Raw genomic sequence first — 21,632 nt, 5'->3', positions numbered from 1 at the left:
CAGCCTTTCGAAACTCGGAAGCCAGCGATCGCGATTTCACGGTAACCCGCTTTCGGCGAGTGCGTACCGTAAACCGAGCACACCGAACGTATCTGCCCGGTGAAGGAGAACCATTTGGGCCTCTCCTCCACTCACTGCGCTGTCGAGATCCACCCCGCACGATCGGGTTCCTTCGTGCGGGACGAACGCCCAACGCCGGTGGTCACTTTCGGCCGCACCGAAAGTGGAGTCCCAATTTTGTTCTGGGTTACGGAGCTCAACGAAAGCATCCTGACCTGGTGGTCAGATTTTCGTTCCGACGTAGTCACAAAGCCCCAGTTCGAGACCGAGTGTGGGACACTCACGAAGGACAAGCCGGTACACAGCCCCACCTGCTGCACACAGCTCGCGAACACGCATCTGCGCATCGGTCGGGATGGACACAGCTTTCCGGCGGTCAGTTCTCTCCAAGAGAAGGGCTAAAGATGCTACACACAGACATACCAAGCCAGGCAGAGATCATCGACCTAGCTTCCACCGAGGGAAGAACTTGCGTGTCGATCTACACCCCGACCGCAGACACGGTGCGAGATCATGATCGCGTCCAGCGTGAATTTGCCGGCCAGGTGCGCACGGCACTAGCGCAGATCGAAGACTCCGACGAGCGAGCAACTATCGAGCAGTCATTCGAGGCGCTCACCGAATGGTCGGAGTTCTGGCGATACCAATCGCGCACCCTTGTGGTGCACGCAACCACCGAACGCATCCGTAGCTATCGTTTGCCCAACCGCCTTTCGGCCGTGACGTTCGCCGGCGACCGCTTCTACCTCAAGCCCATGCTCCGCACCACATCGTTCCCGCAGACTGCGTTCGTCCTGGCGTTGGCCGAGGGTGGCGTGCGACTGGTCGATATCTCCGCTGACCAACCGCCTGCGGAGGTAAGCGTGCCCGGCTTGCCGACGGACCTCGAGTCCGAACTCGGCAAGCCTGAGCGCAGCGGATATGGCCCCGGTGGAAGGCCCCATAACCCGGACAGTCGGATGACCCGTATTCGGCAATTCACCCGTATCGTCGACCAGGCTCTCCGCACCACTTTGATCGGTCGCGGCATTCCTTTGATCCTCGCTGCGGCCGACCCCATCGCATCGATCTATCGCGGCACCACTACCTATCCGGGACTGCTGCCGCAGGGCATCGAGGGTAATCCTCAGGCGCTCAGCGACGGCGCTTTGGCCGACGCCGCCCGCACCGTGCTGGACAATCACTACCGCGACCAGCTGGTCGACCTGCGTCAGCTCTTCGACGAGCGTAAGTCGCAAGGCCGCGGACTGACCGATGTTGCGGACGTCGCGAAAGCCGCCACATACGGCGCGATCAGCACGGTACTCGTCGACATCGAGAGCATCGTTCCGGGTACCGTCGATCCAGGCACCGGTGACGTGCACTTCACGGATGCCGACGACTCGAAGGTCTACGGCGTAGTGGACGAGATAACCCGGCGCGCATTGCTGTCCGGCGCGACGGTGACCGCCGTTCGAAGTGAAGACATGCCCGACGGCGCACAGATCGCGGCAATCCTGCGGTACAAGAGCTGATCCGGATTCCCGCCCGTTCGCGGGCGGGAACTCTTCACCCTGCGTCGAGCTGGACTTCGTTCGCTTCTACTTACGCGCCAGAATATATGCCTGTGGTTGAAGCTCAGATCCTATCGGCGGACGGACTAATCGAATCGCAACCCGAAACCCCCTCTTGCACAACAGATTCAAGATTTTTTCAGGAGACAGGCGGTAGACGTCGTACGCGACGGCATGACCGTAAGCGTGCTCCAGCCGCACTCGCGCGTCGCCGACCTGAAACGAGAGTAGAAGCAAGCCGCCCGGGGCAAGGACCCGCCAGAACTCCGCGAAAACTACGGTCAGGAGCTTCGGCGGGGTATGAATTATCGAATACCATGCGAGAACCCCTTCGACACTTCCGTCGGCGAGGTTCACATCGAGTATCGATCCGACGTCGAATTGCAGTGCAGGATAGCCCCTTCGTGCGATGTCGATCATGTTCGGAGACACATCGATCCCGATTGTAGTGAGCCCGTGGCCGTGGAGGTACTCGGAAATCCGGCCGGGTCCACACCCGGCGTCGAGGACGCGCGTGCCTCCCTCGGCACTCACCATGTCCGCGAACGTATCCAACAATCGCCGATCGAGTGGCTTGTGCGAAAGCTCATCTCGCAGTATTTCGGTGTAACTGTGCGCTACGGCATCATAGGCCGTCCTGGTCATATCCAGATCGTCGATACCCATGCCGCCCCTCTCACAACAGAATCTCAAATGCCGACACCGTACTAGCGGTAGTCGTGATCGATACCCGTCGCCCATCGAGAACACTCGACGGCGACGACATCGAATCTACTGCGCAGAAACGCCCGTGCACCCGCATCTCCACTCGAAGTGTCGATCACTTCCTCCCAATGCTCACGACCGAATGCCACGGGGTGGCCTGGAGTGCCGTCGAATACCGCACGAGCCAGATTCGACGGCGAAACCCGGGCGGCATCGAGGACAGCGCGCACAACCTCGGGACCCACATCGGGCGTGTCGACGACGTGGACGACCGCGTACGAGAAGCCCTCGGCCGCGGACAGCCCAGCCTTCAGCGAGGCACTCATACCGACGAGCCAATCGTGAGCATGCACAGCGATCGCCCCGTCCGGCATCGCACTGCCTGCGGCACCCAGTACTACGATCACCTTCTCGCATCCACCTTCGAGCAGAGCGCGCACGGCGATGTCGAGCCACCGGCCTTCGTGGGCGAGTACTTTCGGTGATCCGTAGCGGGTGCCGGCACCTGCGGCCAACAGCACCCCGATAGCATCGCCCGTCAACAGTTTCACTTAGCCCATCACCGCTCTCGCCCACTCGATCAGGGGTACGAGTTCACGCCACGTATCTCGCACATGCAGCGACGCGGCGGACGTCTCGAGCCAGTCCGGTGATCCGAAATGTTTCGACGCCGTCAAGGATTTGTGTCTGAGCAGGCCGATTCGAGGATGGTCGAGCTCGTAGCCACGCGGCTTGGTTTTCAGCTGGTCACCACCGATCTCGAACCCGGCCGCGGTCAAGGTCGTCACCAATTTGTCGAGTTCTACCCCGCGCACGTCGTTGTCCACCGCTTCTCGATAGCGGGCAATGCCGTCGGTGGTCGAACCATAGAACCCGCCTGCGACGAAGAGCCCGGCCGGATCGATCTGTACGTAGAAGCCGAGGCTTTGGCCGCGCGCCACGAACCCGCCTTGATGAGTCTTGTACGGCGTCTTGTCCTTGGAGAATCGCACGTCTCGATACGGGCGGAATACCTTCCCTTCACCGAACTCCGTTTCCAGCTCTGTGAGCAACGCGGTCATGGGTGCTTTGACCGACTCGTCATAGACGGATTTATGAGCAGCCCACCACGTCTTGCTGTTGTCCGCTTCGAGGTCCTCGTAGAAGTCCAGCGCAGCAAAAGGAATACCGGTGAAAGCCATATTCGTCATCCTAGGAGGAAAGCCAACGGAGTCGTCATGACCGGGGATCACTCGAAGGCTGGGGATCACTCGAAGGCCGACTGACGATGACACGCCAGTTCTTCGTCGATCGCCAATAAAGGTATGCGATCAGACCGAGCGGAATCGGGAGCAGCCACGTAGCCATCCGGAACAACATCACGGCCGCAACCAGTTCTCCCTGTTGAGCCGTGGTCATGCCGACTCCGAGCACCGCGATCAGAACGGCATCGGCAACCCCGAGACCGCCAGGGGTGGGGGCGAGAAGCACTGCCAACGACATGGCACCGAAGGCGACCACGATCCGATCCCAGCCCACTTCGTCACTGCTCGTACCCATCAGCCGAAGGGCCACGCCGAGCGTGAGTGCCCCGAGCACTTGCGAGAGCAACATCGTCGCAGTCAACGACCGCCAACAGGTACGTACCCGGGCGAGCAGATGCTCGCGGAAGTCGGCGACGACTTCCTCCATGTCTCGTGGAGCGATACGCTCGAACCGTCGTGCCAACACGTTTCGGCCACGTGTGAGCACTCGGCCGACGCGACGAGCAAATGCATCGTTGGTGATCACGAGCGCGACGAGTAGGCAGATCGCGGTGACGACAACGCACGTGCCGACGGCAATCCAGACCTCCGACCCCGTTGCGGTCCCGAACAATACGAGAATTACGAGAGCGGCCGACATCAACACATACCGCGACAGATTGGTCCAGATGCCGACAGCGATAATCGAGGTCGAACTGTCCGCCAACGTGAAACCCCAGGATCGATACATTCCGAACGTCAAACCCGTTGCGACCGTGCCGCCCTCAGGAACCGTGTTCGCCAGCGCAAGCGACGCCGTCCGTGCAACGCCTGCCTGCGCGATGGTCAGGCCGGGCAACGTATAGACCATCGGCCACAACATCGACGCCAGATAAAGCAGCCCGAAAACACTCACGACGAGAACGTCGCCCACCGAAATCGAACTCAGCGCATCCGATACCGCACCCGAATTCCCGACCGTGCGGTAAAGCAGCCACATGACGAGACCGACCACCCCGTACGACAGGACGGCAGAAGCGACCTTACGGACAGGGCTGGGCGTCATCGGTCGTAGAAGGTCTGCAGAATGATCGTACTTCGAGTCCGAACATTCGCCGTTGCGCGAATCTCTTGCAGTAAACCTTCGAGGCTGCGCGGTGATTCCACTCGAACGAGAAGAACGTAACTCTCTTCCCCCGCCACCGAATGGCACGATTCGATGGCGGTGATGTGGCGAAGGCGCGCAGGTGCGTCGTCGGACTGAGCGGGATCGATGGGCGTGATGGCGACGAACGCAGACAGCGGGCGTCCAAGCGCATCCGGATCCACCTGTGCGGTGTACCCGCGGATGACTCGACGGGCCTCGAGGCGTCGGACACGAGATTGCACAGCGGACACCGAGAGGGTGGCCTTCTCTGCAAGAGTGGCCAGAGTCGCGCGGCCGTCGGCCACCAGTTCGTCGATGATCAACCGGTCTATCCGGTCGAGGTTTTCGCTCACCTGCGCAATCTAGCTCAGTGCGATCCGACTCGACCCACTGGACAGCACAGAAGGCCGCTGAAACTTGACGAAATGTGTCCGAGTCAGGCGAACAGAGGCGGCAGCGCGAATATCATCACGGTGGACCAGATCACGTGGGTCAGGATCGGCGCCAAGATGCCACCGGAAGCGCGCCGTTGCAGGGCGAGAACGAAACCGAGCGTGATTGCAGCGAACGCCAGCATCGGGTTCCCGCTCGCCAGGGTGACCACCGTGTAGATGATGGTCGAAATCAACACTGGCTTTCGACGACCGATCGCCGCGAACAGGGCGCCTCGAAAGAAGATCTCCTCGGCGACCCCATTGAGCAGGGTGATGAACACGATCAAAGCCAGTGATCCGAACCGCGCATGCGCCAGCACATTCTCGGTGAAGTCTGCCAGTGGTGGGATCTGGCGCACGATCAATGCGCCGACGACGAAAACAGCGCTTGCAGCAAGCCCGGTGAGAATTGGGGTGACGATCGGCCGTCGCATCGAGCCGTTGAATCGGATCCGACCGAGATGCAAGGGGCCCGAGGCGAAGCCGCCGACGATCCAGGCCGCGGCAAGTCCGAGCGTCAGCGCATAGAACGCACTGTCACCCGGCTCGACCGACAGCGACAGACCCAGCAGCGTTGCCCCGACTACGAGCGTGATCACCACCACGATCCGGCGTCGCATAAATGCCTTGTCGGTTTCCTCGTGATCCCGGTCGACCTTTTCTACAAGGGCCGACTTCACAACGTCGACCACGCTCGTCTGCCACGTCGCCATCAAGCCTCCCTATTTCTGTCGTCGAACAGGCGTCGTATTGCCGATCTTGTCCGGCCGGAAACACTGTCGACCACATCGAGGTTCGTGCGCACCACCGCTGCGACGGGCCACGAGTACAACAATGAACGCGCGCCGAGGGACTCGAACAGGTCCCACGTCGGTTTCGACGAGGCCGCCACGCCGTAGCGGCGGATCACCGACGCGTCGCCTCCGCTCCACGCCGCGTCGGTGACCGCAAGTCGTAGTGGATCCTTGAGCTCACTCACTCCGGGCGGGGTGCCGACGCGGCCCTGCACACTGCGACGCATCGCATCCGCGATCGTGGTTCTACCGCTTTCGGGTTCACCGGCGAGATCGACGATCCGCTCCTCCGACGTAGTCATGGTGTTGTGCAGTGACCCGACCAGGTCTTCGGCGAGCGCATCCGGAATGGGGATGATCTTGCCGATGACACGCCCGGCCAGCCCAGTAGGAACGCCTGGGGTGCGCAACCCGACCCGGGTCAGTCCTGCCGCTTCCACGTACGCGAACAACAAATCTTGGTACGGCACAGTGTCCGGGCCGCCGATGTCGTACGAGCCGGGCGGAACAGTGGAGCGGGCCGCCAAAAGATAGAACAGGACGTCGTCGACGGCGATGGGCTGCACCGGGTGGCTCAGCCAGCTCGGCAGCGGCAACACCGGGAGCCTGTCGGCGAGATAGCGCAGCATCTCGTAGGAGGTCGATCCGGCGCCGATCACGATCGCTGCGCGAAGCCATACGACCTCGACGCCTTCGACCGAGAGAGCCTCCCCGACGTCTGCTCGGCTCGCCAGATGCTCCGACAACTCTTCGCCCTCCGGCACGAACCCGCCCAGGTAGACGATCCGGCGCACACCGGCGGCTGCAGCAGCTTCGGCGAATTGCCGGGCCGAGGTCAAATCTTGGCTACGGTAGTCGGCTTGCCCGATCGCGTGGACCAAGTAGTACACCACCTCGACGTCGCCCGCTTGCTCGAAACCCTCGCGAAGCGAGAGTGGGTCACCCGCGTCGAGCGCGCAGGTGTCGACGTCGTGCCACCAGTCGAATCTCGTCAGTGTCTGGGGTTGCCTCGACGCCGCACAGACGTCGTCGCCCGCCTTCAGCAAGGATGCGACCAACCTCGAGCCTATGTATCCACTCGCACCGGTAACGAGAACTCTCATGACTCGAGGCTAACGACATCGGATCGGCGCCGCCGCAGCAGCGGGGCCTGACGGCCTACCTGTGGCATTGTCGGGTGATGGCACTGGTACTGGCGGGCGTTCGGCTTCCCGTCCCCTTCGGGGGTCTGACTGCGGCAAAATTCGGTCGAGACGTGGCGCTGTCGAGCGCGCGTTGGGCCCGCGATACCGCCACCTTCGCGTGGGAGCTTCCCGGTCGTGTCGAGACGTTGCTCGACGAGGTGACGACGCTCATGGCTCGAATCGACGAGGTTGTCACCGCCGCACAACTCGTCGTCATCGAGGCCGCGGTCACTACTCGCTCGGCCGAAGGCGTCGTCGACACGGCATCGAAAACTTCGGCGACCGCACTCGAGTTGGTCGAGCTGTTCGAGCCGATGGCGCAACAGGCGGCACCGTTTGCGCAAAAGTTCGTCGACCACCTGTCCGAGCAAGAAGTCGACGCCACCATCGCGATGGTCGACCAACTTCCCGAAATCGTCGAACATATGAAAGCCGTCCTTCCGATCTTGGCCACACTCGATACGGTATCGCCGGAAATTCACGAATTGCTCAACGTGACAAAGGATGTCCGACGCGCCGTCATCGGAATCCCAGGGTTCAAATTCCTACGCAAAAGGGGCGAGGAGAAACTGGCAGAGGAAGCGGAGGAGGAAGGCCAGTGATTCCTCCCCCTCCGCTCGACCCCCGGATGCAGGAAGCGGCTCCACCAGGCGGCAGTCGGCTCAGCCGTGCTCGGCGACGAGCCGGTCGAACTCCGACCGGTCGATCAACTGCGGTTCACCGATAGCGAGGGCCTCGGCGTACTTGATCGCGAGGCGATAGTCGTGCCCGAGTGGTCCTCGTTCGCCGTCCTCGTCGTCGGCCTGCGCGCTGGCCCCTGGCGGCACCTCGTTCTGCAGGCCATTGGTGCGTTCGCCGAGTCGAGCATCGAGTTTTGCGGAAATGATCTGCATTGTCTCTTGGTCGTCGGTCATCAACCTCCCGTACCCGTACCCGGTCGACTTCACACCTCGATAGTCAACCGGCCGTGGTGATGGTTGCTTGTCGGTGTCTGGGGGCATCATGGGCGAGTGGTCAGAAAAACTTCTCCTCAGCCCGGGACGCCGAAGTCGGGCAATCCTGCTCTCGCGAAGTTTTCCGCGCCCACCCAGGAGTGGTTCGCCGGCGCGTTCCATAGTCCGACTGCGGCCCAGGCCGGAGCGTGGGAAGCAATCTCTAGTGGTCGCCATACCCTCGTCGTAGCCCCCACCGGATCCGGCAAGACGCTCTCCGCGTTCCTCTGGTCGATCGATCAGCTCGCCGGGCGAGCGTCGCAGAGCGACCGCACCACGAAAGTTCTGTACATCTCGCCGCTCAAAGCGCTGGCCGTCGACGTCGAGCGCAACCTCCGGGCTCCGCTGGTCGGCATCACTCAGACGGCGAAGCGCCTCGGGCTCGAACCACCCGATATTTCCGTGGGCGTTCGGTCCGGTGACACGAGCCCCGCGGATCGACGCAGTCTGATCAAGACCCCGCCCGACATCTTGATCACCACGCCGGAATCTCTCTTCCTGATGCTCACCTCGGCGGCCCGGGAGTCACTGGTCGGAGTCGACACCGTCATCGTCGACGAGGTTCACGCGGTCGCCGGGACCAAACGCGGGTCCCACTTGGCACTGTCTCTCGAGCGCCTCGATCTGATGCTTCCGAAGCCCGCTCAACGTATCGGTCTCTCGGCGACGGTCCGCCCGCACGAGGAAGTCGGTCGCTTCCTCACCGGTATCGCGCCCATCGAGATCGTTGCGCCGCCGTCGCCCAAGATGTTCGACCTCGCAGTTCAGGTACCGGTGGAGGACATGACCGAACTCGGTGTCACCGAACCCGCGGACGGTTCCGCGTCGGCGGCACCACAGCAGGGGTCCATCTGGCCGCACGTCGAGGAGAAGATCGTCGACCTCATCCTCGAACACAAGTCGAGCATCGTCTTCGCAAACTCTCGGCGTCTCTCCGAAAAACTGACCGCTCGGCTCAACGAAATATATGCCGAACGGATGGGTGACGCTGTCGAAACAGCGCATAAACCCGCGTCCCAGATCGGCACTCCCGCAGAGGTGAACCATGGCGCCGAGACGTTATTGGCCCGGGCTCACCACGGAAGCGTCAGCAAGGATCAACGAGCACTCATCGAGGATGATCTCAAATCCGGTCGGCTTCGATGCGTCGTCGCCACCAGCAGCCTCGAGCTCGGGATCGATATGGGTGCAGTGGATTTGGTGGTCCAGGTCGAGGCCCCGCCCTCGGTGGCCAGCGGGTTGCAACGAGTGGGTCGTGCAGGCCACCAGGTCGGTGAGATTTCCAAGGGAGTGCTCTTCCCGAAGCACCGAACCGACTTGATCCACTGCGCTGTGACGGTCGAGCGCATGAAGACAGGGAAGATCGAGTCGCTCTTCGTTCCTGCCAATCCACTCGACATCCTGGCTCAGCAGACCGTCGCAGCGTGCGCGCTGGAAGCGATCGACGCCCAGGACTGGTTCGACGCGGTCAGACGCACCGGCAGTTTCGCAACTCTGCCCCGCTCCGCATACGAGTCGACACTGGATCTACTCTCGGGCCGCTACCCATCGGACGAATTCGCCGAACTGAGACCGAGATTGGTCTGGGACCGCGATGCCGGCACCCTTACCGGCCGTCCGGGCGCACAGCGACTGGCCGTGACCTCAGGTGGGTCGATCCCGGACCGCGGGCTGTTCACGGTGTACATGGTCGGCGAGAAGGCCTCTCGGGTAGGTGAACTCGACGAAGAGATGGTGTACGAGTCACGCGTGGGTGATGTCTTCGCCCTCGGCGCCACCAGCTGGCGGATCGAAGAGATCACCCACGATCGAGTCCTGGTCAGCCCTGCATACGGTCAGCCCGGGCGGCTGCCATTCTGGCACGGCGACGGGCTCGGCCGCCCCGCGGAACTGGGCAGGGCTTTGGGCGAATTCCTCCGCAGCACTGCTGAACGCGAAGGGTTGCCCGAGCGGCTGACCGGAAGCGGCCTCGATGTCAACGCGGTCAACAACCTTGTCGCGCTTCTCGACGAACAGAAGGACGCGACGGGCCAGCTTCCCACCGACCGAACGATGATCGTCGAACGATTCCGCGACGAGCTGGGCGACTGGCGACTCGTTCTGCACTCGACGTACGGCCAGCAGGTGCACGCGCCGTGGGCCCTGGCGATCGGCGCCCGTCTCATCGAGAGATACGGCATCGACGCTGCCCCGACCGCGTCCGACGACGGGATCATCGTGCGACTACCGGACACCGAGGATCGACCTCCAGGTGCCGACTTGTTCGTGTTCGAACGTGACGAAATTGCCGACATCGTCACCGAGCAGGTCGGCGGTTCGGCACTTTTCGCGTCGAGATTCCGCGAATGTGCCGCTCGCGCACTACTTCTCCCCCGCCGCAACCCTGGGAGACGCGCACCATTGTGGCAGCAGAGACAACGGTCTGCCCAACTTCTCGATGTTGCGCGCAAGTATCCGACATTCCCGATTCTGCTCGAGACGGTGCGCGAATGTCTACAGGACGTCTACGACTTGCCTGCGCTGGAAGAGATTCTCGCGCAGATCAGCCGACGGCAGATCCGCATCGTCGAGATAGAAACGGCATCGCCGTCTCCTTTCGCGAATTCCCTGCTGTTCAACTACGTGGGCGCGTTCATGTACGAGGGCGACAGCCCCTTGGCGGAACGTCGCGCGCAAGCCTTGTCGCTGGATTCGACACTGCTCGCCGAACTGCTGGGGCGCGTCGAGCTGCGTGAGCTCTTGGATCTGTCCGTGATTCAGACGACCGAACTCGAACTGCAGCGACTCGCAGAAGACCGAGCTGCCAAGGACATCGAGGGCGTCGCGGATCTACTCCGAATGCTGGGACCGCTGACCGCCGAGGAGGTGGCCGAGCGCACGAGAGGAGCCGAGTCTCTACAGTGGCTCATCGAGCTCGGGGCCGCCAAGCGCGCGATGGAGGTGAGCTTCGCAGGTCGGACGTGGTGGACAGCCATCGAAGACGCGGGCCGGTTGCGCGACGCCCTCGGTGTTCCACTGCCCATCGGCACACCGGCAGCCTTCATCGAACCGGTGGAAGATCCGCTGACCGACCTCGTGAGCCGGTATGCGCGCACCCACGGCCCGTTCTCGGTCACCGACCTCGCAGCCAGGTTCGGGATCGGGACGGCGGTCGCTCGCGGTGTTCTCACCACGCTCGGTGCCGACAAAAGAGTGGTCGAGGGAGAGTTCCGACCCGATACGACGGGCAGCGAATGGTGCGACAACGAGGTCCTACGCCGTCTGCGCAGACGGTCGCTCGCTGCGGCGCGTCATGAGGTCGAGCCGGTCGGCACCGCAACCCTCGGCCGATTCCTCCCCGCCTGGCAACACGTGGGCAGTAGGCAACTCAACGGAATCGACGGTGTTGCAACAGTTGTCGAGCAGCTCGCCGGGGTACCGATCCCCGCATCGGCCTGGGAGCCGCTCATTTTCGCTTCGAGAGTCCGCGACTACTCCCCCGCGATGCTCGACGAATTGACCTCCACCGGCGAGGTGCTCTGGTCCGGACACGGATCCATCACCTCGAAGGACGGTTGGGTCTGTCTACACATGGCCGAGACCGCCCCGTTGACTCTCGCTCCGCCCGCCGAATCGGATCTGTCCGAACTACAACTGCGCGTGTTGGACGCGGTCGCAGCTGGAGGCGCATATTTCTTCCGGCAGCTCTCGGACACGGTAGGCAGTACCGACGACGACAGTCTGCACGCCGCACTCTGGGAACTCGTATGGGCCGGCCGGCTCAGCAACGACACCTTCGCACCCTTGCGCGCACTCCTCAACGCGACTACCCGCGCGGCGCCGAGCCACCGAGCGCCGCGGAAGACACCGCGGTTGCGCTCGTACCGTCGATTCGAACGGCCCGCGCTGCCGACCCGGACCGGGCCACCTACAGCAGGAGGGCGCTGGTCCAGACTCCCAGAGCTCGAACCGGATCCCACAGTGCGAGCACACGCGACCGCCGACATGCTGCTCGAGCGCTATGGCGTGGTCACGCGAGGTGCGGTGATGAACGAAGGGGTGCCCGGCGGATTCGCAATGATGTACAAGGTGCTCACCACCTTCGAGGATTCCGGCCGCAGCCGCCGCGGGTACTTCGTCGACTCGCTCGGTGGCGCGCAGTTCTCCACTTCCGATGTCGTCGATAGATTGCGCACGTACGACGAACGAGAAAAGACCGGCGCAATGGTCCTGGCAGCCTGCGACCCGGCCAACCCCTACGGTGCCGCGCTCACGTGGCCGAAGCCCGACGAGAAAGATGATTCGCCTCGACATCGGCCAGGACGGAAAGCCGGGGCACTCGTCGTACTCCATGAGGGCGACCTTGCTCTGTACGTCGAACGGGGTGGCAAGACCGTGCTGACATTCTCCGATAACGAAGCTGTCATCGAAATGTCGGCCCGTGCGCTCGCTGCGACTGTGAAGAGGGGCGGGGTAGAGAAGTTGTTGGTCGAACGGGTGGATGGTCACGACATCCACGGGACGGCATTTGCCAAGACCTTGACCGAGGCAGGCTTCTCCGCGACCCCCCGGGGCTTGCGTCTGCGGGGGCAGCTTCATGCCTGAGGGAGATACCGTCTATCGGGCAGCGAACAAGCTGAGGGACGCGCTCGTCGGGCGGGTGCTGACGGGTTGCGATATTCGTGTACCACGCTACGCGACAGTCGATTTCACGGGACGAACAGTGGACTCGGTGGATTCACGTGGCAAGCATCTCCTCATTCGGGTCGGCGGATATACGATCCACAGCCATTTGAAGATGGAAGGAACCTGGCAGGTCTATGCCCCCGGTGAAAGGTGGCGCAAGCCTGCGTTCCAAGCTCGCGCGATTCTGACGAACGACAGTGCTTCCGCGGTGGGTTTCGAACTGGGTGTACTGGACGTCGTGGAGGACGAAGACGAGGTCGTCGGGTACCTCGGGCCCGATTTGCTCGGATCGGATTGGGATGCGGCCGTCGCGATCACCAATCTGGGCACCGACCCGACCCGGCCTATCGGAACCGCGTTGCTCGATCAACGGATACTGGCAGGTCTGGGCAACGTGTATCGCAACGAAATCTGTTTTCTCCGCGGTATCGATCCGCGGACCCCAGTCGGTTCTGCAGGCGATCTACGCAAGATCGTCGACCTGTCGTTCCGCACAATCATGGCCAACAAGGATCGCAATCAACGGGTGACCACCGGTGATCGACGGCCGGGGCGCCATTTCTGGGTATACGGGCGGGAGAGCAAGCCATGTCGGCGCTGCGGCACAACCGTGCAGTTCGGACTGCTCGGCGACAACCCGCTGGAGGAACGCCAGATATATTTTTGTCCCTATTGCCAGCCCCCGCCCAGCTGATTCATAGATCGGCCCAGCTGATTCATAGGTCCGGCCACCACGATTCTCGGTTGTACCCGATTCCCCTGAGCGCGGTCTCCACTGTGTGTCGGTGAGTCGGCATCGGAATTATCCGTTCACTCGCCGGTAGTGACTACTGTCAATCGGCATGGCACCGAACCTGCGAGACCTCTTGCACAGACCGCTGCTCTCACGTAGCAGCCCGCTGAGTCCCGGCAACGCCGCCAGTCGAATCAGTGCCTACGTGTACGGCAATGTCTTGATACTCGTGGCTCTCATTCCGATGACGTCACCGGACGAACACACCTTTCAAGGTGTGGCAATCGTGCTCGGCACAGCGCTGTCCACGTTCGTAGCGCACGCTTTCGCCGAGGGCGTCGGTGAAACCGTGCGAACCGGGGTCAAACTCGCGAGGGTCGCTCGCATCGAACAACTTCGGGATTCCGTTCCGGTACTGAGCGCGGCGGTCCTCCCAGCGGTGCTCCTGGCGATCGGATGGGCAGGGTTGCTGGATCCAGGGGTCGGTCAGATCGTGGCCGAAATAACAGTCATCGCCAGAATTGCGTCGACCAACTTCGTCGTAGGTCGACTCCGCGGCGAGAAGCCGACTCGTGGAACATTTCTTGGATCCATCGTGCTCGCGCTGGTCGCCACTGCGGTGGTCGCACTCAAGTTGTTACTGACCCATTGACCGGACAGACAGCACGCTACGTGCTCGGCTGCACCGGCTCCAGAGTTTCCTGACGCACAGTGCCATGTACGGATTCCGAGGGTTGATCCGTCCCGATGACTGCCTTCGAAAATGGGTCCCTACCCAAGCCCGAGTAGTCCTTATGCTGGGGGCAGGCCGGCAGCATCGGGGCCCAATTGTCCAGAGGGAGCGCTGAAAATGGCGAGTGCAACACGGGCCGAAGAGTGGATGCGCAGTTACGTTGCCGAAAGTCTCTCCCACGCAGATATCGCACGGTTCGTCGACTATGTCGCGCAATCCATGGGGTCAGACGTCCCGGAGCTGTCTACAGACGCAGATGTTCGGAGGGACTTACAGTTGGCTGTTCGCAGCCAATTCCGCAACATTCTTGCCGCTCGGCAGTCCGACAACGCTGCCCTGTGGGATGCTCCGGTAGCTGCGGAAGCTCATTCTCTTGCCCGAACCATCGCGCGCCGGGGACTCGAATTGCGAGTTCTCTCCCATCTGTACCACGCCGGTCACCGAGCGGTATGGCGGTTTGTGGCGGATTTCGTCAGCAATGCCGCTGTACCGGAGGATTTCAAGGTGGAACTCGTCGTCATGATGTGGAAGCAGACGAGCGAGATCATGAATTCGATGCTCGAGGAACTTGCCGCCACATACACGTGCGAACGAGAACGTCTGCTCAGCGGTACATTCTCGATGCGGGTGAACACGGTCCGCGAAATTCTGGACGGCACATCGAATGACGCTGAGGTCGCATCGGTACAGCTGAGCTACCCGGTCCACCGCGTCAATACTGCCCTGGTGTTATGGACCACCGACCACGCGATCTCGATCGACTCGCGGATCTTCGAGCCATTGGCATCGCGGCTGGCGCGGTCAGCATCAGCAACGGAGATCCTTTGCATCCCGTCAGGGGCCCGGGGGTTGTGGGTTTGGATGGTGGCCGGGCATGACGAAGAACCCACGATCGACTCGGCGCTCGTGCCACCCGGGGTGCGGGTCGCGGTAGGACGGCCTGGGCAGGGTATCGACGGGTTTCGACGAGCTCACAGGGAGGCTCTGGCGGCGCAAGAAATCGCTATGCGGGCGCAACAGCGCATACCCGTCACCAGCTATCGAGACATCGAACTCGTCTCGATGCTCGTTTCTCGTCCCGATGCGATGAACACCCTTATCGAACGCGAGTTGCCTGGGCTCTTGGTGGACGACGAGCTGTCCGCGCGACTCCGGAAGACGCTACGCGCGGTGCTGTCATGCCCGGGAAATCTCGAGGCCGCCGCTAGCCAGCTCGCCGTGCACAAAAACACTGTGCGATACCGCATCCAACAGATCGAGGAGCGCATCGGCCAGCGGATCACCTCGCGCTCGCTTCACCTCAAACTGGCACTCGATTGCTTCGACACCTTCGGCGCGAACACAATCACATATGTACCCTCCGAACAAAAAAATCCAGGAACCTTGGCCAAGTAAGCCAATCCGCAGCAGCCGCTTCACTGGAAGGCTGACTGCTATCAGCCCCAATGAGGAGTGCGAAGTGCCCACACCGAATATTGCCGAAGGTTTCGACCCCACTGATCCAGACATCTACGCCACTCATATTCCCCACGCGGAGTTCGCTGAGCTACGCAAGACAGCACCCGTCTGGTGGTGTCCACAACCACCCACCGTCGGCGGATTTCACGACGACGGGTACTGGGTTGTCACTCGGCATGAGGACGTCAGGGAGGTCTCGCGCAACGACGTATATTCCACGTGGGAAAACACCGCGATCGTCCGGTTCGACGACGACATCCCTCGCGAGGCCATCGAACTACAGCGCCACGTTCTTCTGTTCAAAGACGCCCCAGAGCACACCAAGCTGCGAAAGATCATTGCTCGCGGCTTCACCCCACGCGCAGTGGCCAGCCTCGAGGACGCCCTGTCCGAGCGTGCGTCGAAGATTGTCGACGAAGCCCTGACCCTAGGGGCAGGCAATTTTGTCACCCAGGTCGCGACCGAGCTGCCGCTTCAGGCGATTGCGGAGCTCATCGGCATCCCGCAACAAGATCGTGGAAAGGTCTTCGATTGGTCCAATCAGATGACCGGTTACGACGACCCGGAATTCGAGGGTGACCCCCAGGTCGCGTCGATGGAGCTCCTCGGGTACGCCTACCAAATGGCAGAAGAGCGTAAGAAGTGTCCCGCCGATGACATCCTCACCCAGCTGCTGAATGCCGAAATCGATGGTGATGAACTACGCCCCGAAGAGTTCGGCTTCTTCGTCATCCTGCTCGCTGTTGCGGGCAACGAGACCACCCGAAACGCCATCACACACGGAATGATCGGCTTCCTCGAGAATCCCGATCAGTGGGAGCTCTACAAGAACGAGCGACCAAGCACCGCGGTCGACGAGATTATTCGCTGGGCGACCCCCGTTACCGCGTTTCAGCGGACAGCGCTTGCTGACACCACGCTTGGTGGCCAGAAGATCAGAAAGGGTGACCGAGTTGCGATGTTCTATGCCTCGGCGAACTTCGACGAGGATGTCTTCGACGATCCGACAAAATTCGATATCATGCGGGACCCGAACCGGCACTTGAGTTTCGGTGGAACCGGGGCGCACTTCTGCGTCGGCGCAAATTTGGCGCGTCTAGAGATCGATCTGATCTTCAACGCGATCGCTGACCACATGCCCGACATCACCAAGCTGGGCGATCCGAAGCGACTTCGATCTGGTTGGCTCAATGGCATCAAGGAGTTCGAGGTCGACTACGGAAGTCGGTGCCCGGTCGAACACTGAGCTCCAGTCACGCACCGTTGGCAGAAGGCGCGAGCCTGCTGCCCTACTTGCTCGGCTGCACCGGCTCCAGGATTTCCTGACGGGCCTCGGGTGCGACGACGCGTAGTGCGTCGGCGGACTCGTCATCGGGTTGCATTTGTGACTTGATCTCCGCCTCGACGCGCGCGGTGTATGTCGCGACCTCACGATCGACCGCCGCGGAGTCCCATCCGAGAATGGGCGCGGCCAAAGCCGCGACCTGTCCCGCGCAGTGGACTCCACGATGGGAGTACTCGATCGATATCCGAGTCCGGCGCGCGAGGATGTCCTCCAAGTGGAGCGCGCCTTCAGCGGCAGCGGCGTACACGACCTCGACCTGGAGGTAGCTGGGCGCGTCGGTGATCGGCTGCAAGAGTTCGGGCTTGTCCTTCGCCATGTCGAGCACTTCGTCGATCAACGAGCCGTACCGATCGAGAAGGTGGGTCACCCGGTAGGGATGCAGACCGTACATCTTCGCGAGATGATGCGTCTGGTTGACCAGGGCGAAATAGCCGTCGGCACCGACGAGCGGGACTTTCTCCGTGATCGACGACGCAACTCTGGCAGGGATGTCCTCGGCGGCGAGATCGACGGCGTCCTCGGCCATCACGCGGTAGGTGGTGTATTTGCCGCCCGCGATCGCCACGAGGCCGGGCGCGACGCGAGCGACGGCATGTTCCCGGGACAACTTCGACGTCTCGTCACTTTCACCCGCCAGCAGTGGACGCAAGCCTGCGTAGACACCATCGATGTCCTCATGCGTCAGTGGTGTCACCAGCACTGTGTTGACCTCGCCGAGGATGTAGTCGATATCGGCTTTCGTGGCGGCAGGATGCGCCAGGTCGAGCTTCCAATCGGTGTCGGTGGTGCCGATGATCCAATGCGCACCCCACGGAATGATGAACAGCACCGACTTCTCGGTGCGCAGAATGATCGCGGCCTCGCTGACGATGCGGTCACGCGGCACCACGATATGTACGCCCTTCGATGCGCGTACACGAAACCGTCCTCGCTGCGAGGACAACGCCTGGATTTCGTCGGTCCACACGCCCGTTGCATTGATGACCACGCTTCCGCGAATCTCGGTGGTGGCTCCGTTTTCCGAATCACGCACGCGCACACCGGAAACTCGATCGGCTTCGCGCAAAAATCCAACGACTTGCGTCGAGGTTCGAACGACGGCCCCGTAATGCGCCGCGGTGCGAGCGACACTCATCGTGTGCCGTGCGTCGTCGACGACGGTGTCGTAGTAGCGGATTCCGCCGATGAGGGATTTGCGCTTGAGGCCCGGTGTCATCCTCAACGCACCCGATCGGGTGAGGTGCTTTTGCGCCGGAACGGACTTCGCGCCGCCCATTCTGTCGTAGAGAAATATTCCCGCAGCGATGTACGGACGTTCCCAGACGCGATGCGTCAGCGGGAAAAGGAACTTCAGCGGCTTGACGAGGTGTGGCGCCAACGTCGACAGCGACAGCTCGCGCTCATGCAGGGCTTCTCGCACCAAACCGAATTCGAGCTGCTCGAGGTATCGCAGTCCACCGTGGAACATCTTCGAGGAGCGACTGGAGGTTCCCGAGGCGAAGTCGCGAGCTTCGACGAGAGCAACCTTCAAACCGCGGGTCGCAGCGTCGAGCGCAGCACCTGCTCCGACGACGCCACCGCCGATGATGATGACGTCGAAGTACTCGGATCCGAGCCGCTCCCAGGCATCGACACGCGCCTGAGGCCCCAGCAAAGTGGTGTTCGATCGATTACTCACGAGCTCGCTCCCCACATAGACCATTTCCCTGACCGCCCCTGCAGGCTACCGTTCGAGTTCGATACCCGCGTCACCTCCGAGTCGAACAAAGGAACGTAGTGACCTCCGACACCAGCACCGACGTGACCTCCGGCACCTTCATCGCCTCGATCGATCAGGGTACGACGTCTTCTCGCTGCATAATTTTCGGCCATGACGGCAAACCGGTCGGCTCCGCGCAAAAAGAGCACCGTCAGATTTTCCCGCGCGCCGGCTGGGTAGAACACGACGCCGAGGAGATTTGGGTCAACGTTCGCGAAGTCGTCGGCGCCGCGCTAGGGAACGCCGATGTCAAAGCGCAGGACATCGCCGCTGTCGGTATCACCAACCAGCGCGAAACGACGCTGGTCTGGGATCGTAGCTCCGGTAAACCGGTCTACAACGCGATCGTGTGGCAGGACACTCGTACCGACGAATTGTGTCGAGAGCTGGCCGGGGACCACGGCGCCGACCGCTATCAGCGGATCACCGGCCTGCCGTTGTCCACCTATTTCGCAGGGCCGAAGATTCGATGGATTCTCGACAACGTCGACGGCGTTCGCAGCCGCGCCGAGGCCGGCGAACTCTGCTTCGGGACGATGGATTCCTGGGTGTTGTGGAACCTCACCGGCGGAGCCAATGGCGGCAAGCACATCACCGACGTGACCAACGCGTCTCGCACGCTGTTGATGGATCTCGAAACACTGTCCTGGCGGGAGGACATCTGCGCCGACTTCGCAATTCCGATGTCGATGCTGCCCGAGATCCGCACTTCCTCCGAGGTGTATGCCGAGGTTCGTCCTCGGGGTGTGCTCGCCGGCGTCCCGATCTCGGGAATACTGGGCGACCAACAGGCCGCAACATTCGGGCAGGCATGCTTGTCCCCGGGCGAGGCCAAGAATACGTACGGCACCGGGAACTTCCTGCTGCTCAACACCGGAACGACGCCGGTGCACAGTAAGCATGGACTGCTCACCACCGTCTGTTACAAGCTCGGTGACAAAGACGCTGTCTACGCTCTCGAGGGCTCGGTGGCCGTCACCGGCTCCCTCGTGCAGTGGCTGCGCGACAACCTCGGCATCATCGAGCGCACCGCCGATATCGAACGCCTCGCGGGAACGGTCGAGGACAACGGCGGCGTGTACTTCGTTCCCGCGTTTTCCGGTCTGTTCGCGCCTCGATGGCGGCCCGATGCGCGCGGAGTCATCTCGGGTCTGACGCGTTTTGCCAACAAGGGCCACATAGCCCGAGCAGCGTTGGAAGCGACGGCATTTCAAACACGAGAAGTCATCGACGCGATGTACGCAGATTCCGAGGTGACGCTGACGACCTTGAAGGTGGACGGTGGCATGGTCGTCAACGAGCTCCTCATGCAATTCCAGTCCGACGTTCTCGGTGTCCCTGTGGTTCGGCCGGTAGTCAACGAAACGACTGCCCTGGGTGCGGCTTACGCTGCGGGCCTCGCCGTTGGCTACTGGAGTGGCGAAGACGAGATCGTGGCGAACTGGGCCGCGGACAAGACCTGGGAGCCCGATCTGGCATCCGATGCCCGAGAGGCAATGTACGACAAGTGGAATCGCGCTGTGGAACGCACTTACGACAGCGTATGAGCGTCCGATAGCCGCCGCACGGCCTCGCAGAGAACGTTCGAAGACGAACTCGCGAAACACAATCGGGCCGCGCCTGAATACTGAGGAGAATCCGCGAAGGCGCGCCCGGGGACGAAGGCAACGCCGTGATCGAGCGCTCGCGGCAGCAATGCCGTGGTGTCGGTGCCGTCCTGAAACTCGACCCACAGGAACATTCCGCCGTTCGCGGGTGAGAGCACCATTCGGTCACCGAAGGTGCCTTTCAGTGCATCTTCGAGGGCGTGTGCGCGTGCACTGTATTGCGAGCGCAGGACCCCGAGGTGGCGCTCGAGCCACGCGGCGTCGTCGAGCATGTCGGCGGCCATCTGCTGCGTCATCGACGATCCGCACAGGTCGGCGCCCTGCTTGAGTAGTTCGACGGCCTCGCACACAGCCACCGGCGCGGTCAGCCAGCCGACCCGAAGCGCAGGAGCGATGATCTTCGACGCACTGGAGAGCCGAACAACGCGGTCGGAGTACGCGGCTATGGACTTCGGGGGTTGCACACCGAACCACAACTCGCCGTACGGGTCGTCCTCGAGGATCCAGAACCCGTAGCGATCAGCGAGCGCGGCGAGCTGTTTGCGGCCGAGATCCGACATCGTCACGCCGCGTGGATTGTGGAAGTTGCTCACGGTGTGGACGAGTGTGGGACGAAGGCCGGCGGCCAACCTGCGGGCCAGTTCATCGGTGTCCATTCCCGCACCACCGATTGGGATTGCATGGATATCGGCACCTGCTATCGAGAAGACCTGCAGCGCACCGGTATAGGCGGGCTCATCGACGACGACCACTGCGCCGGGATCGAGCATTGCCTGAGCGAGGAGGGTGAGCGCTTGCTGCGAACCGTGCGTGATGACGACCTCGCCGGAGGTGACCTCTCTTCCGACCGAGCATGATTCGCGGGTTGCGACAATCTCGCGGAGCGTGCGCCAACCGGAGGTTTCGCCGTACTGCACCGAGGACGGTGTCCTCAGCACTGCCTCCGCTGCCTGCCGAATGCGGTGCACGGGAATCAACTCCGTCGCCGGCAGACCGCCGGCAAGACTCAACACGTCCTCTCGCGCAGTCAGAGCGAGCAGGTCTCGAATCGCAGAACTCTGCAACGAATCGAGACGCCGGGCAAACGAGGGCAGAGCGGAAGTCATTGATTTCCCCAAGGATCGAGTACGGATTGCGAAGTACCCGAGGATCCGCTGGGGCATGAAGTGAGCCGGATGGTGGTCGGCTCACTTCACTGTGCCACTCCAGCTCGATCAATGACACTCAGTTCTCACATCAT

General features: G+C 62.1%; 18 protein-coding genes. 8 read left to right on the top strand and 10 right to left on the bottom strand.

Annotation, left to right across the window (positions count from 1 at the left end):
- Positions 1-533: 533 nt before the first annotated feature.
- Positions 534-1,574, top strand: coding sequence for a baeRF11 domain-containing protein (locus O1W68_RS09890; RefSeq protein WP_269303168.1), 1,041 nt, complete (start codon positions 534-536; stop codon positions 1,572-1,574).
- Positions 1,575-1,640: 66 nt separating this feature from the next.
- Here O1W68_RS09890 and O1W68_RS09885 read toward each other — a convergent pair whose 3' ends face one another.
- From O1W68_RS09885 to O1W68_RS09855, 7 genes are all read right to left on the bottom strand, one after another.
- Entirely contained in the window at positions 1,641-2,279 is a 639-nt protein-coding gene (locus tag O1W68_RS09885; RefSeq protein ID WP_269303167.1) for a class I SAM-dependent DNA methyltransferase, read from the bottom strand.
- Between the two features lie 41 nt (positions 2,280-2,320).
- Positions 2,321-2,860: a nucleotidyltransferase family protein gene (locus O1W68_RS09880; RefSeq protein ID WP_269303715.1), complete on the bottom strand. Its 540-nt coding sequence runs from the start codon at positions 2,858-2,860 to the stop codon at positions 2,321-2,323.
- Positions 2,861-2,869: 9 nt separating this feature from the next.
- Positions 2,870-3,499: a DUF2461 domain-containing protein gene (locus tag O1W68_RS09875; protein WP_269303165.1), complete on the bottom strand. Its 630-nt coding sequence runs from the start codon at positions 3,497-3,499 to the stop codon at positions 2,870-2,872.
- A gap of 34 nt (positions 3,500-3,533) precedes the next feature.
- Positions 3,534-4,607, bottom strand: coding sequence for a lysylphosphatidylglycerol synthase transmembrane domain-containing protein (locus tag O1W68_RS09870; protein WP_269303163.1), 1,074 nt, complete (start codon positions 4,605-4,607; stop codon positions 3,534-3,536).
- Positions 4,604-5,041, bottom strand: coding sequence for an Lrp/AsnC family transcriptional regulator (locus tag O1W68_RS09865; protein ID WP_269303162.1), 438 nt, complete (start codon positions 5,039-5,041; stop codon positions 4,604-4,606). Before O1W68_RS09865 ends, O1W68_RS09870 begins: the two co-directional genes overlap by 4 nt.
- 83 nt (positions 5,042-5,124) lie before the next feature.
- Positions 5,125-5,835, bottom strand: a complete 711-nt coding sequence (locus O1W68_RS09860; RefSeq protein WP_269303160.1) for a CPBP family intramembrane glutamic endopeptidase — start codon at positions 5,833-5,835, stop codon at positions 5,125-5,127.
- Positions 5,835-7,019, bottom strand: coding sequence for an NAD(P)H-binding protein (locus O1W68_RS09855; protein ID WP_269303158.1), 1,185 nt, complete (start codon positions 7,017-7,019; stop codon positions 5,835-5,837). The genes O1W68_RS09860 and O1W68_RS09855 overlap by 1 nt, the downstream gene beginning before the upstream one ends.
- A 77-nt stretch (positions 7,020-7,096) precedes the next feature.
- On the opposite strand from O1W68_RS09855, the gene O1W68_RS09850 reads away from it, so the two are divergent.
- Complete coding sequence (locus tag O1W68_RS09850) at positions 7,097-7,702, top strand: ribulose 1,5-bisphosphate carboxylase large subunit (RefSeq protein ID WP_269303156.1); 606 nt, start codon at positions 7,097-7,099, stop codon at positions 7,700-7,702.
- Positions 7,703-7,762: 60 nt separating this feature from the next.
- Here O1W68_RS09850 and O1W68_RS09845 read toward each other — a convergent pair whose 3' ends face one another.
- Entirely contained in the window at positions 7,763-8,047 is a 285-nt protein-coding gene (locus O1W68_RS09845; RefSeq protein ID WP_269303154.1) for a modification methylase HgiDII, read from the bottom strand.
- Between the two features lie 63 nt (positions 8,048-8,110).
- Here O1W68_RS09845 and O1W68_RS09840 point away from each other — a divergent pair, with 63 nt between their 5' ends.
- The 5 genes from O1W68_RS09840 to O1W68_RS09820 all read left to right on the top strand — a co-directional run bounded on the left by O1W68_RS09840 (position 8,111) and on the right by O1W68_RS09820 (position 16,927).
- A complete protein-coding gene (locus O1W68_RS09840) occupies positions 8,111-12,676 on the top strand; it encodes an ATP-dependent helicase (RefSeq protein WP_269303153.1) in 4,566 nt (1,521 codons plus the stop codon).
- A complete protein-coding gene (locus O1W68_RS09835) occupies positions 12,669-13,451 on the top strand; it encodes a DNA-formamidopyrimidine glycosylase family protein (protein ID WP_269303151.1) in 783 nt (260 codons plus the stop codon). Before O1W68_RS09840 ends, O1W68_RS09835 begins: the two co-directional genes overlap by 8 nt.
- A gap of 148 nt (positions 13,452-13,599) precedes the next feature.
- Positions 13,600-14,142 carry a hypothetical protein gene (locus O1W68_RS09830; protein WP_269303150.1) on the top strand — a complete coding sequence of 181 codons (543 nt, stop codon included), beginning with the start codon at positions 13,600-13,602 and terminating at the stop codon, positions 14,140-14,142.
- 198 nt (positions 14,143-14,340) lie between these two features.
- Positions 14,341-15,618: a PucR family transcriptional regulator gene (locus O1W68_RS09825; RefSeq protein WP_269303148.1), complete on the top strand. Its 1,278-nt coding sequence runs from the start codon at positions 14,341-14,343 to the stop codon at positions 15,616-15,618.
- Positions 15,619-15,682: 64 nt separating this feature from the next.
- Positions 15,683-16,927 (top strand): cytochrome P450, encoded by a 1,245-nt coding sequence (locus tag O1W68_RS09820; protein WP_269303146.1) that lies wholly within the window; start codon positions 15,683-15,685, stop codon positions 16,925-16,927.
- Between the two features lie 43 nt (positions 16,928-16,970).
- Here O1W68_RS09820 and glpD read toward each other — a convergent pair whose 3' ends face one another.
- Positions 16,971-18,728, bottom strand: coding sequence for a glycerol-3-phosphate dehydrogenase (gene glpD, locus O1W68_RS09815; protein ID WP_269303144.1), 1,758 nt, complete (start codon positions 18,726-18,728; stop codon positions 16,971-16,973).
- Positions 18,729-18,826: 98 nt separating this feature from the next.
- On the opposite strand from glpD, the gene glpK reads away from it, so the two are divergent.
- Positions 18,827-20,332: a glycerol kinase GlpK gene (gene glpK, locus O1W68_RS09810; RefSeq protein ID WP_269303713.1), complete on the top strand. Its 1,506-nt coding sequence runs from the start codon at positions 18,827-18,829 to the stop codon at positions 20,330-20,332.
- Here glpK and O1W68_RS09805 read toward each other — a convergent pair.
- Positions 20,317-21,498 (bottom strand): aminotransferase-like domain-containing protein, encoded by a 1,182-nt coding sequence (locus tag O1W68_RS09805; RefSeq protein ID WP_269303142.1) that lies wholly within the window; start codon positions 21,496-21,498, stop codon positions 20,317-20,319. The two genes, glpK and O1W68_RS09805, sit on opposite strands and share 16 nt — an antisense overlap.
- Positions 21,499-21,632: the final 134 nt, after the last annotated feature.

The sequence above is a fragment of the Rhodococcus sp. H36-A4 genome, from assembly GCF_027158005.1.
GTDB lineage: Bacteria > Actinomycetota > Actinomycetes > Mycobacteriales > Mycobacteriaceae > Rhodococcoides.
This window is presented reverse-complemented; position numbering and strand designations above follow the sequence as displayed.

What these genes read in the sequence shown, in the direction of transcription:
- O1W68_RS09885 (WP_269303167.1), bottom strand. Translation starts at nt 2,279, where the DNA reads ATGGGTATCGACGATCTGGATATGACCAGGACGGCCTATGATGCCGTA.
- O1W68_RS09835 (WP_269303151.1), top strand. Translation starts at nt 12,669, where the DNA reads ATGCCTGAGGGAGATACCGTCTATCGGGCAGCGAACAAGCTGAGGGAC.
- glpD (WP_269303144.1), bottom strand. Translation starts at nt 18,728, where the DNA reads ATGGTCTATGTGGGGAGCGAGCTCGTGAGTAATCGATCGAACACCACT.
- O1W68_RS09875 (WP_269303165.1), bottom strand. Translation starts at nt 3,499, where the DNA reads ATGGCTTTCACCGGTATTCCTTTTGCTGCGCTGGACTTCTACGAGGAC.
- O1W68_RS09855 (WP_269303158.1), bottom strand. Translation starts at nt 7,019, where the DNA reads ATGAGAGTTCTCGTTACCGGTGCGAGTGGATACATAGGCTCGAGGTTG.
- O1W68_RS09850 (WP_269303156.1), top strand. Translation starts at nt 7,097, where the DNA reads ATGGCACTGGTACTGGCGGGCGTTCGGCTTCCCGTCCCCTTCGGGGGT.
- O1W68_RS09870 (WP_269303163.1), bottom strand. Translation starts at nt 4,607, where the DNA reads ATGACGCCCAGCCCTGTCCGTAAGGTCGCTTCTGCCGTCCTGTCGTAC.
- O1W68_RS09860 (WP_269303160.1), bottom strand. Translation starts at nt 5,835, where the DNA reads ATGGCGACGTGGCAGACGAGCGTGGTCGACGTTGTGAAGTCGGCCCTT.
- O1W68_RS09805 (WP_269303142.1), bottom strand. Translation starts at nt 21,498, where the DNA reads ATGACTTCCGCTCTGCCCTCGTTTGCCCGGCGTCTCGATTCGTTGCAG.
- O1W68_RS09830 (WP_269303150.1), top strand. Translation starts at nt 13,600, where the DNA reads ATGGCACCGAACCTGCGAGACCTCTTGCACAGACCGCTGCTCTCACGT.
- O1W68_RS09825 (WP_269303148.1), top strand. Translation starts at nt 14,341, where the DNA reads ATGGCGAGTGCAACACGGGCCGAAGAGTGGATGCGCAGTTACGTTGCC.